Raw genomic sequence first — 11329 nt, 5'->3', positions numbered from 1 at the left:
ACCTCACCCCCCTGCCCCTCGACCCTCCGCTGCCCGCACGCACGGTGACCCTGCTGCGGCGCGGCAGCGGCTACCAGAGCGCGGCCGCGCGCGCCTTCACCCGCCTCACCCACGATGTCGTCCGCTCCCGCGGCTACGCACGGACCGGCGCCGGGGACACCGCGGCAAGCGGTCCGTCACCGCAAAGCTCCTGACAACTACGCGCGTTGACCCTAGGCTTTCGGCCACCTGGTTTGTTCTTGATCCGGTCACGTCAGAGGGGGACCATGTCACCGAACCGTCAACGCCGCCGCGCTCCGCGAAGAGCCTTCTCCGCGGCTCTCACCACGGCCGCCGCGCTGGCCGGCCTGGGCGCGCTCGCCACCGCCGCTCCCGCCCAGGCCGGCCCCACCCAGGACCGCTCCGGCGAGCATTCGAGCCACACCACGGATCTGCAGCTGCTCGCGCTCAACGACTTCCACGGCAATCTGGAGCCGCCCGCCGGCTCCTCCGGCCGGGTCACCGAACAGGAGCCGGACGGCACCACGAAGTCCGTGGACGCCGGCGGTGCCGAGTACCTGGCGAGCAGCCTGCGCACCGCGCGCAAGGGGCACGCGCGTTCCCTGACCGTCGCCGCCGGCGACATCGTCGGCGCCAGCCCGCTGCTGTCCGGCCTCTTCCACGACGAGCCGACCGTCGAGGCCATGAACAAGCTCGGCCTGGACGTCACGAGCGTCGGCAACCACGAGTTCGACGAGGGCAAGGACGAGCTGCTGCGCCTGCAGAACGGCGGCTGCCACCCGGTCGACGGCTGCTACGAGACCGGCCGCACCTTCGAGGGCGCGGACTACCCGATCCTGTCGGCCAACGTGATCGACGTGAAGACCGGCAGGACGCTGCTCAAGCCGTACACCGTGAAGAACGTCAAGGGTGTGAAGGTCGGGTTCATCGGCGTCACCCTGGAAGGCACCCCGGACATCGTCTCGGCCGAGGGCGTCAAGGGGCTGAAGTTCCTCGACGAGGCCGAGACGATCAACAAGTACACCAAGGTCCTCCAGCAGCAGGGCGTGCACGCGATCGTCGCGCTCATCCACGAGGGCGGCTACCCGGTGTCGGCGGCGTACAACTACGACTGCGACGCGGGCGGCAGCGGCTCCGGCCTGAGCGGTCCCATCGTGGACATCGCCAAGAAGGTCTCGCCGGAGGTCGACACCCTCGTCACCGCCCACACCCACAACGCCTACGTCTGCACCATCCCCGACCCGGCGGGCCACCCCCGCCTGGTGACCAGCGCGGCCTCCTACGGGCGGCTCTTCACCGAGCTGGACATGAAGTACGACTGGCGCACCCAGGACATCGTCCGCGCCTCGGTGAAGGGTTCCAACCACGTCGTCGACCGCACCCAGCCCAAGGCCCCGGACCTGACGCGGCTCATCGACCACTGGAAGACGCTCGCCGACCCGGTCGCCGGCAAGTCGGTCGGCTACATCTCGGCGGACATCACGCGCGGCGGCGACGGCACCGTCGAGTCGCCGTTGGGCGACCTGATCGCCGACGCCCAGCTGGCGTACGCCAAGACCGTCGACAGCGGCACCGACCTGGCCCTGATGAACCCCGGCGGCATCCGCGCGGACCTGGTCCACGCCGCCTCCGGCAGCGAGGGCGACGGTGTCGTCACCTACGGCGAGGGCTTCGCCGTGCAGCCGTTCAGCAACACGGTCAACATCAAGACCCTGACGGGCGCCCAGCTGATCACCGTGCTGCGCCAGCAGGTCAGCGGCGGCAACGCCGCGGTGCCGAAGATCCTCCAGATCTCCGACGGCCTGACCTACACCCTCGACCTGTCGAAGTCGGGCGCCGACCGCGTGGTGGCGAACTCCGTCAGGCTGGACGGCGCGCCGATCGACCCCACGGCCACCTACCGCGTCGCCATGAACTCCTTCCTGGCGGGCGGCGGCGACGGCTTCACCGAGCTGGCGAACGGCACCGACCAGCTCGTGGGCGAGGACGACCTGGCCGCGCTGGTCGACTACCTGACGGCGCACTCGTCGCCGTCCGCGCCGTACGCGCCGACGGCCGCCGACCGGATCACCGTCCAGCGGTAGCCGCAGGACGCGCCCTCGGACAAGGGCGGGTCCCGTACGGGGCCCGCCCCTGACGACCTCGAGCCGGCGGGGGTGGCGCCCAGCAGGGTTCGACGGGCCGCCTCACAACCCGAGGCGGTCTCGCCCCCCGACGCCGCCTCACCCGTTCGAGGCACCCGGTGAGGCGGCTGCGCGCCTCCCGCGTGCGCGGGTCGCTCGCCGTGCGCACCGTGGGACCCACGGGCCCGTGACGACGGTGAGGGGCAATGATCGTATCGGTGGTGTCGATGCCGGAGGGGATCGTCACTCGTACTGACCTGTCGCAAGCGCGTGAGTGTCTCGCCGTGTCGGACTTCGTCCTGGTCGACCTGCAACTGCCCCAGCAGGAGGCGCCCGAGGAACCACCGGTCGCCCTCCGGCTCGGCCTTCCCGCCGAGAACCCGCGTGCTCCTCGGGCATGTCGGTGTCCCTCGTTCGCCTGCGCCACTTGCTCGCGGAGCGCCACGTTCTCGTGGAAACGGCGGCACCCGTCGTCCGGCACCACTATCCGTCGGAGCCGGAGAGCCGGCCCGGCGGGTACGGCCGTTGGGGTCACCGGACCCGCCCGCCCCGCCCGCACGTGCCGGGCCGGGCCGGGCCGTGGGGTGCCGACAACTCCGGGCGGAGGACACCCACACGCGTCGGACGGCCGCCCCGGCACGGCGGCGGCCGCCGACGCGGTGCCTGCTACGGCGCGACGCAGTGCGTGCCTGCTACGGGCCGCGCGGCGCGGTCCCGGCGGGAGCGGGGGGCTCTTCGGCGGGCCGTGCCACGCACAGGGCCCAGATGACGAACCCCGAGAAGGCGATCGTCACGACCGACCACACCGGGTAGTACGGCAGGGACAGGAAGTTCGCGAGGATGATGAATCCGGCCATGGCGACGCCCGCGACACGCGCCCAGGTCGCCGTCTGGAAGAGACCGAGGCTGACGATCACGGCGAGCGCGCCGAGGACCAGGTGGGTCCAGCCCCAGCCGGTGAGGTCGAAGTGGAAGACGTAGTTGGGCGTGGTGACGAACACGTTGTCCTGCGCGATGCCCATGATGCCCCGGAAGATGTCGAACACCCCGGCGATCATCAGCATGACGGCGGCGAAGGCCGTCAGGCCGGTGGCCCATGCCAGCTTCGCCGTATGCGGGCGGGCGGTCTGTGTCGCGGTCATCTTCTGCCTCGTTTCGTCTCGTGCGGTCTGCCGGGCTCGTACGGTGCGCTCAGCCACCGGGAGTGGGGGTTCGGGTGGTGCCGGGAGCGTTCTGCGTGCCGGTGACCGACGTGGCCCGGCCCCCGGGGACGGCGCCGACGAGGACCATCTCCTTGGCCCGGGCGAACTCCTCGTCCGTGATGTCGCCCCGGGAACGGAGATCGGACAGCCGGGCGAGCTCGTCGACGCTGCTGGTCCTGCCGCCGCCCGCCGTCTCGCGGATGTAGGCGTCGACTGCGTCCTGCTGTGCCCGCGCCTGCGCGATCTCGCGGCGGCCCATGCTCCTGCCGCGGGCCACGATGTAGACGAAGACGCCGAGGAACGGCAGCACGATGCAGAACACCAGCCAGCCCGCCTTGGCCCAGCCGTTCAGGGAGTCGTCACGGAAGATGTCGAGGACGACCCGGAAGAGCAGGACGAACCACATGACCCACAGGAAGAACCAGAGCATCGTCCAGAAGGCGCTCAGCAACGGATAGTCGTAGGCGAGGTACATGTCGCTACTCATTTACTGCCTCCGTTCCGGTCCATGTCGGACTTCCACCCGGTGACCGATATGTCCGCTTCCTAGGGTCGGCGCGGCGGGCCCCGGGCGCCTCACCCGGTCCGGGTGACCGCCAGACGAGGGCGAAGCCCGGTTCGGCCACACCGAGCAGGACGAGCCACAGGCCGAGCAGGACGAGCCACAGGCCGAGCAGCCGGGGCAGGGCCAGTGCCGACTGGGTGGGCAGGGCCGGCACCACGGTGCCCGCGACGGCGCCGAGCCCCGCCACGCAGAGGACGAAGCCGCGATGGGCCAGGTCCTCCATGGCCGGCGCGGTGTAGGCGGTCAGCGTGCCGGACACGAGCCGGACGATCCCTACGATCAGCGAGAGCGCCACGACGGTCTGCGGCCGATGCCTCAGACACAGCACCCCGGCCAGCACGAACAGCACCGAGACGAGCAGCCGCGGGAGCCGTTCGCCCTGCCCTCGGGGGAGAACACGGCGACGAACCTGAACGCACCGACCGCAGCAGATACAGACCGACGGCGACCGCCTGGACGTGAAGGGTCTCGTCCGGCCAGACCGGCACGGTGATCCCCGGTGTCAGCGTCGCCACGGCGAAGGTCAGCAGCCAGGTCCAGGAACCGCCGAGGCCCGCCGGCGCGTCGGCGGGGTCGCCGGGCGCCCCGCGGTCCGTGCCGTCGGGCCGGGGCCCCCGGTCCGGCGCGCGCCGCCGAACCGCGCGAAGCGCTCATGATTCCTCCTCTCGGCGCCTCCCGCACGCCGCCACGGCAGGCCCGCGCCCCTCGGCCGCCGGCCTCACTCCGGGACGCGGCGCATCTCCAGAACCCGCAGTCCCAGCGACTGGCAGCGGGCCAGCAGCCCGTACAAATGCGCCTCGTCCACGACGGGACCGAACAGGACCGTCTGGCCGGACATCCGCACGTGCTCCAGCTCAGGAAATGCCTTGGCCAGCGTCTCCGACATGTCCCCGTCGACGCGGATCTCGTAGCGCATCAGCTGTTCTCCCGCGGTGACTCGAGGACAGGTGCGCCCCCTCATTGCGATCGTCCGTCCGAGCCGGTCGCCGGGCCTCACCCTGCGCAGGTGATACGGGGTGGACGCAGCGGACCGGCCGGCGGCTCGGGCGAGGAGCGGGCGATGGCCGCTGCGTTCCGGAGAGGACCGGACCCCCAGGAGTGCGCTCACAGGAGCCCGCGTTCGCGGGCCCGGCGGACCGCTTCGCCGCGGCGGTTCACGCCGAGTTTGCGATAGGCGTTCTTCAGATGGGTCTTCACCGTGTTGACCGATACGAACAGGTCCGCGGCGATCTCCTCGGTGGACATCAGCTGAGCGAGCCGCCGGAGCACGTCGCGCTCGCGACCGGTCAGCTCCTCGACGATCGGCGTCCGCGCCGGGAGTGCGCACGGCTCGGCCCCGGTCGCCCGTGCGCGGTGGGCCGACGGCGGGTCCTGACCCGGTCCGTGCACCGGGTCGGTGCCCAGCAGCCGGCGGACCCACGGGCCGGACTCGACGAACGGGCCCTTCAGCCGGTCGTGGCCGGCGTCGAGGAGCGCCCTGTCGACCAGCCGGCGTGCCGTGCCGTGGTCGCCCGTCCGGTCCGCGGCCTCTGCCCGGACCAGCATGGCCCGGACCGTCACCGCGGGCCCGGTGTCCTCCTCGGCGGGAAGCCCGTCGAGGAGGTCCAGCGCCGCCTCCGGATGCCCCGCCGCGAGGTGCGCCCGGGCGGCGGCCACGGCGCACGCGGCCCGGTGGCACGCCGGGTGCTGCACCACCTTCACGGCCGTCTCGGGGCGGCCCTCGGCCAGGTGAGCGGCGGAGATGACCAGCGCGGTGTGGTCCTCGGCCCAGGGTGACGCCGCCACGGAGGGGACGATCGACTCCGCCGTCTCCACGGCGTCCCGGGTCCGGCCGCGGGCCAGCTGGAGACGCGCCCGGGCGATGAGGCGTGCGGCGGCCGTCACGGGGTCCGGGGGGACGGGCTGCTCGGCCGTCGCCCGTTCCAGCAGGGCCTGGGCCTTGTCGAGCTCGTCGCGTTCGACGGCCACCGCGGCCAGGACCAGGCGCCCGAGGCCGGAGCCCCACGACTCGGACAGACCGAACCGCTCCGCGTCGGCGAGGGCGGCCAGGGCCCCGCGCTCGGCCCGCCCTGCCCAGCCGTTCAGATAGTCGATGAGGGCCAGTTGGCTCAGGGACTCCTCCCGGGGCAACGCCGTCTGCACCCCCTCGGAACCGGCGGCCGCGGCGCACAGGGCGGACCGGGAGTCGTCGAAACGCCCCGCCCACAGCCGGGCCGAGCCCAGGTGGGCCTGGAGCAGGACCGTGAGTTCGGGATGCCGGTCCAGGAGTCCGGGCGCGATGTCCTGCTGGATCTCCCGCGCCCGTGCCGCCGCGTGTTCGGCCCGACCCGGAGCACCGGTCAGCCGGGCGGACAGGGCGTCCAGCAGGGCGCAACTCAGCCTTGCCGCCGCTCTGCCCCGGCCCTCGCGGTCCAGCGCCCGCCGGGCGCGCTCCAGGTGGGGCCCGGCGCGGCCCGGGGCGCCGCGGGACAGCTCGCGTGCCGCGCGGACCAGGTCGGCCTCCGGGCCGGTGACGTCCGGTGCCATCCGCGAGAAGAGCTCGCCCAGGTCGTCGGAGCGCAGGCCCGTGAAGAACTGCCCGATCGCCAGGTCGTCCACCAGGGCACGGGCGGTGAACTCCCAGTCGCCCGCCGCCGCACCGTGGGCGAGGGCGGCCGGCAGAAGACCGGAGTGCCTCAGCCATCGGGCGGCCCTGCGGTGCAGCTCGCTCTCCAGTCCTGGCAGCCGCGCCCTGAGGTGGGCGCCGAGTATGTCCGCGAACAGCGGATGCAGGCCGTACCAGTCGCGGCCGAGGTGTTCGACGAACGCGTTGGCCCGATGCAGCTCGGCGAGGATCGCTCCGGCGTCCCGCCGGCCGGAGAGCTCGTTCGCCAGGTCGGGGCAGAACCGGTCCAGGACGCTGACGCGCAGCAGCAGGTCCCGCGTCCGGGCGGGCTGCCGTCCGAGCACCTCGGTCAGCAGGAAGTCGGCGATCGTGCTGTGACCGGCCTCGAACTCCTTCAGGTAGGTCTCGGGGTCGCCGCTCTGCTGTGCCGCCAGGGCGCACAGCCGCAGACCGGCCGCCCAGCCGCGGGTGCGAGCCACGAGGGCGCCGACGGCGCCGCCGGGGAGCCGCAGTCCGTGCCGTGCCAGCAGCGTGGCCGCCTCCTCGTCGGTGAACGCCAGTTCGGCATCCCTGACCTCGGTCAGGGTGCCCTCGGCGCGGTACCGGTGCAGGGGCAGCACCGGTTCGGTACGGGTGACCAGGACCGTGCGCAGACCCCGACCGGCGTGATGCAGAACGAAAGCGAGCTGGTCGGCGATCTCCGGGGCGGTCACCCGGTCGAATTCGTCGAGGACGACGATCGCGGGCCGCTCGCGTCCGCTCAGCTCCGCGGCGAGCCGGCCCAGCAGGGTGTGGTCCACCGAACCGGCGTCCGCCGGGCAGCCAGCCCACCTTGCGCACCTCCTGCACCCCGCAGGCACGCAGGGCCTGCAGCACATGGGCCCAGAAGAGGCCGGGTGACTGGTCGGCGGCGTCCAGGGTGAGCCAGGCGACCGGCCGTCCCAGACCGGCGGCCCAGTCGGCGACCAGCAGGGTCTTGCCCGCACCGGCGCTGCCGTTGACCATCGTCAGGGGCGTGTCGAGCGCGTGGTCGAGGTGCTCGCGCAGCCGTCTTCGCCGCAGGAAGGTGGCGGGCCGCGACGGCACGGCGAACCGGGTACGCAGGAACGGGTCCCCCAGGGGGTCGGGCTCCGCGGCCGCCTGGCCGGGTCCGTTGTCACTGGATGCGGACACTGCACTCACCACCGCAGTCCGTCGGATCACGGGCAGCACACCGACTGCCCCGAAATCCGGTGTTCGCACGCTCACGCACGGCGATGACGGGACGGATGGCCCCGCGGGAGGGCCGGGCGGCCGTCCCCTGGCGCATGACGAGGTCAGCAGGTCCGGGGTGAGCCCGGAAACCGGTCGAGGGCCGTACCGGATTGCTCCGGTACGGCCCTCGACCCGCGTTTCCGCACGTCGGGACGACAGGATTTGAACCTGCGACCCCTTGACCCCCAGTCAAGTGCGCTACCAAGCTGCGCCACGTCCCGTTGCCCGTCTGACCTGGGGTTTCCCCCGGCCGATCGCGCAGGAAAACAATACCGCACTCGGGTCGATGGTCGCGCACCCCTTTTGACCGGCCCGCTCTGCTCTTGACCGGCCCGCCCGGCGTCGTCGGCCCAGGGACCAGGCGGCACTTGACCTCAAGTTTGGTTGAGGTCGCACGATCGTAGGCATGACGATCACCGAAGAACTCGGGCGCACCCACGGGTACGCCGACCTGCCCCGGCTGATGGGGCTCATGACGGGCGACGAGAAGCACGGACCGGCCGCCACGTCCACGCTCGACGTGCTCTGGGTGCTCTACGACCGGGTGCTGCGGGTCCGTCCGGAGCAGTGGGACGACCCGGAGCGGGACCGGTTCCTGCTGTCGAAGGGGCACGGCCCGATGGCGTACTACGCGGTCCTCGCCGCGAAGGGCTTCGTGCCGGTGGACTGGCTGCCGGACTTCGGCGCGTACGACTCCCCGCTCGGGCACCATCCCGACCGCACCCTCGTGCCGGGCGTGGAGATCGGCAGCGGGTCGCTGGGGCACGGACTGCCGATCGCCGTCGGCACCGCCCTGGGGCTGCGCGCCCAGGGGCGCGAACGGCCCCGGGTGTGGGTGCTGACCGGGGACGCCGAGCTGGACGAGGGCAGCAACCACGAGGCGATCGCCTTCGCCGGGCCGGCGGGACTCGAGCAGTTGCACACCGTCGTCGTCGACAACGCCTCCGCCAGCCATGCCCGCCCCGGCGGGATCGCGGCCCGCTTCGAGGCGGCGGGCTGGTCGGCGCTGACCGTCGACGGCCGCGACCACGAGGCGCTGTACGCCGCCTTCATCGCACCGCATCCGGGCCGGCCGCACGTGGTGGTGGCCCGGGTCGAACCGAAGAACTCCTGATGACCTCACCAGCGCATGACTTCACCACTGCCCCTCGCTTTCGCCCCGACGCAGAAGGACTCGACCTCCATGGACACCATGCGTGACCGTTTCGCCCCCGTCGTCTCGCGCCTGCTCGACGAGGATCCGCGGGTCGCGGTCGTCCTCGCCGAGATCGGCAAGGACGGCTTCGCCGAGGCCCGGCGCCGGCATCCCGACCGGGTGATCAACGTCGGCATCCGTGAGCAGCTCCTGGTCGGGGCCGGCGCGGGGCTGGCACTGACCGGGATGCGGCCGGTGGTGCACACCTTCGCGAGCTTCCTCGTCGAGCGGCCCTTCGAACAGGTCAAACTGGACCTCGGGCACCAGGGGGTGGGCGCGGTGCTGGTGAGCGCCGCCGCGTCCTTCGACTGGCCCGCGGGCGGCTACACCCACATGGCACCGGGCGACGTGGCCCTGCTGGACACCCTGGACGGCTGGACCGTCCATGTGCCCGGCCATCCGGACGAGGCCGAGACCCTGCTGCGGCACGCGGTCGCCGCGGGTGACGACAAGGTGTACGTGCGGCTCTCCGTGCAGTCGAACGCGCAGGGGCGCCCGGTCGACGGGGAGCGCTTCACGACGGTGCGGGAGGGCCGCTCCGGTGTCGTGGTCGCGGTCGGGCCCATGCTCGACGCGGTGCTCGACGCGACCGAGCATCTCGACGTGACCGTGCTCTACGCGACGACCGTGCGGCCCTTCGACGCGGCGGCCCTGCGCCAGGCCACGGGGACGGCCCCGTCCGACGTCGTCCTCGTCGAGCCGTATCTGGCGGGCACGTCGACGGCGGCGGCGAACGACGCGCTGGCCGACGTCCCGCACCGCGTCCTGGGCCTCGGCGTGGGCCGCGCCGAACTGCGGCGCTACGGGACCGTCGCGGAGCACACCGCCGCGCACGGGCTCGACGCACGGTCGCTGCGGGAGCGCATCTCGGCGTTCCTCGGCGGCGCAGCGGCCTCGGGGCGAGCCCGATAGACGCCCGCGCCCGGTGAGGCCCGAGGCGAGGGGGCGTCGTCAGCCCTTCTCCGGTTGCGCCCGCCCACGTCCCGGCGCCACCCCCAGGCGGGGCGCCGGCCGCGCGTCGGCGCGTATCAGGTTGCGTATCGCGGGGACCGAGAGCAGCGCGGTCGGCACGACCAGGCTGATCGCCGCGGACACCAGCAGCACGTGGCCGGCGCCCAGGGCCGAGGCGGCGGGCCCGGCGAGGGCCTGGCCGACGGGCATCATGGCCAGGGAACCCGCCACGTCGTAGGCGTGGATGCGGTTGAGGACGTCCGGCTGGACCTGCGTCTGGACGCTGGTCGCCCACATCACGCCCCAGAACGACATCCCCGCCCCGGCGACGGCGGCGCCCGCGGCCATGGCGGGTACGCCGAGGCCGGCCCCGACGGTCGCCGGGAACGAGACAAAGGCGAACAGGGCGAACGCACCGGCGCGCAGCATCCGGTGGGGCCGCAGCCGCAGCGCGAGGAAGCCGCCGACGACGGTGCCCGCGCCTAGGGCGGAGTTCACCAGTCCGTAGGAGCGCGGGCCGTGCTGCTGGACCACTTCCGTGGCCACCCAACGGGACGGTCGGGCCCCAGACGGCGATCATGTAGAGGCACCAGACAGCGATGACCCCCCACAGCCAGGTCCGCGACCGGAACTCTCGCCATCCTTCGACCAGGTCGGCCTTGAAGGTGCCCGATCCGTGTCGACCGGCCGCCGGATCGCCGCCCGGCAGGAGCGGGGGCAGCCTGAGCAGCAGCAGGCACAGGGCGCTGACCGCGTAGGTGGCGGCATGGGCCGCGAACACTCCGCCGGGCGAGGCGAAGCCGACGAGGAGGCCGGCGACGGCGGGCCCCGCGAGCTGGGCGGCGGACTCGGCGATCCGTATGGCGCCGTTGGCCCCCTGGATGTCGGCGGCGAGCCGGGGCACCGTGCTGGCCACGCCGGGCTGGAACACCGCGCCGGCCACACCGTTGACGAAGCCGATCGCGCAGATCTCCCAGAGCACCACGTGCCCGGAGTAGAACAGCACGGCGGCCAGGGACTGGGTGCCGAGCCGGACGAGGTCGGCGCCGATCATCAGCTTGCGCGTGCTGAACCGGTCGGCGATGACCCCGCCGAAGACCACGAGTCCCGCGAAGGCGGCGGCCGTCGAGGCCATGGCGAGGCCCACCGCGCCCGCGCCGTACCCGTGTTGCAGCAGGCCCGCGGCCAGGGCGACGGGCAGCATCGTGTCCCCGAGCCGGGCGACGGCTCGCGCCACGAAGAACAGCGCGAAGTCCCGCGACCAGACCGGCCGCGCCCGCGCGCCGTCCTCGGCTCCGGTCTCGACTCGCGCTCCGGCTCCGGCTCCGGCAGCGCTGTCATGCCCTCCTGCCGGCGCCTCCCCTGGTGACGACTGCGACGACGTCCCGGTCATCCTCTCGACGCTCCCCTCCCCGGCCGGACCCCACCCTGCTC

Annotated in this window: 7 protein-coding genes, 1 tRNA gene and 3 pseudogenes; 4 read left to right on the top strand and 7 right to left on the bottom strand. The window is 73.0% G+C overall.

The window, feature by feature from the left end:
• Positions 1-194 (top strand): annotated as a pseudogene (locus BZY54_RS24620) (transcriptional regulator CynR); the annotation flags it as partial.
• 72 nt (positions 195-266) lie between these two features.
• On the top strand, positions 267-2084 hold the full coding sequence (locus BZY54_RS24615) for a bifunctional metallophosphatase/5'-nucleotidase (protein ID WP_086727514.1): 1818 nt from the start codon (positions 267-269) through the stop codon (positions 2082-2084).
• A 731-nt stretch (positions 2085-2815) separates the two neighbouring features.
• Here the strand turns inward: BZY54_RS24615 and BZY54_RS24610 are convergent.
• From BZY54_RS24610 to BZY54_RS24585, 6 genes and pseudogenes are all read right to left on the bottom strand, one after another.
• A complete protein-coding gene (locus BZY54_RS24610; protein WP_086727513.1) occupies positions 2816-3265 on the bottom strand; it encodes a DUF7144 family membrane protein in 450 nt (149 codons plus the stop codon).
• Between the two features lie 49 nt (positions 3266-3314).
• Positions 3315-3812: an SHOCT domain-containing protein gene (locus tag BZY54_RS24605; protein WP_086727512.1), complete on the bottom strand. Its 498-nt coding sequence runs from the start codon at positions 3810-3812 to the stop codon at positions 3315-3317.
• Positions 3805-4239 (bottom strand): DUF308 domain-containing protein, encoded by a 435-nt coding sequence (locus BZY54_RS55540; protein WP_425276311.1) that lies wholly within the window; start codon positions 4237-4239, stop codon positions 3805-3807. Before BZY54_RS55540 ends, BZY54_RS24605 begins: the two co-directional genes overlap by 8 nt.
• A 369-nt stretch (positions 4240-4608) precedes the next feature.
• On the bottom strand, positions 4609-4806 hold the full coding sequence (locus tag BZY54_RS24595) for a hypothetical protein (RefSeq protein ID WP_086727511.1): 198 nt from the start codon (positions 4804-4806) through the stop codon (positions 4609-4611).
• Positions 4807-4994: 188 nt separating this feature from the next.
• Positions 4995-7680: pseudogene (locus BZY54_RS24590) on the bottom strand (helix-turn-helix transcriptional regulator).
• Between the two features lie 216 nt (positions 7681-7896).
• Positions 7897-7970, bottom strand: a tRNA-Pro gene (locus BZY54_RS24585).
• A 185-nt stretch (positions 7971-8155) separates the two neighbouring features.
• Here BZY54_RS24585 and BZY54_RS24580 point away from each other — a divergent pair.
• Positions 8156-8863, top strand: coding sequence for a thiamine pyrophosphate-dependent enzyme (locus BZY54_RS24580; RefSeq protein WP_086727510.1), 708 nt, complete (start codon positions 8156-8158; stop codon positions 8861-8863).
• A 69-nt stretch (positions 8864-8932) separates the two neighbouring features.
• Entirely contained in the window at positions 8933-9856 is a 924-nt protein-coding gene (locus BZY54_RS24575; RefSeq protein WP_086727509.1) for a transketolase family protein, read from the top strand.
• A 39-nt stretch (positions 9857-9895) separates the two neighbouring features.
• Here the strand turns inward: BZY54_RS24575 and BZY54_RS24570 are convergent.
• A pseudogene (locus BZY54_RS24570) lies at positions 9896-11288 on the bottom strand (MFS transporter).
• Positions 11289-11329 lie beyond the last annotated feature (41 nt).

Source organism: Streptomyces carpinensis (assembly GCF_002154505.1).
GTDB classification, from domain to species: domain Bacteria; phylum Actinomycetota; class Actinomycetes; order Streptomycetales; family Streptomycetaceae; genus Streptomyces; species Streptomyces carpinensis.
Note: the sequence above shows the minus strand (reverse complement) of the source record. Positions and strands in the feature narration are given on the sequence as shown.

Bases quoted from the DNA above. Each gene is read 5' to 3' on its own strand.
- BZY54_RS24615 (WP_086727514.1), top strand. From the start codon at position 267: ATGTCACCGAACCGTCAACGCCGCCGCGCTCCGCGAAGAGCCTTCTCC.
- BZY54_RS24610 (WP_086727513.1), bottom strand. From the start codon at position 3,265: ATGACCGCGACACAGACCGCCCGCCCGCATACGGCGAAGCTGGCATGG.
- BZY54_RS24605 (WP_086727512.1), bottom strand. From the start codon at position 3,812: ATGAGTAGCGACATGTACCTCGCCTACGACTATCCGTTGCTGAGCGCC.
- BZY54_RS24595 (WP_086727511.1), bottom strand. From the start codon at position 4,806: ATGCGCTACGAGATCCGCGTCGACGGGGACATGTCGGAGACGCTGGCC.
- BZY54_RS24580 (WP_086727510.1), top strand. From the start codon at position 8,156: ATGACGATCACCGAAGAACTCGGGCGCACCCACGGGTACGCCGACCTG.
- BZY54_RS24575 (WP_086727509.1), top strand. From the start codon at position 8,933: ATGGACACCATGCGTGACCGTTTCGCCCCCGTCGTCTCGCGCCTGCTC.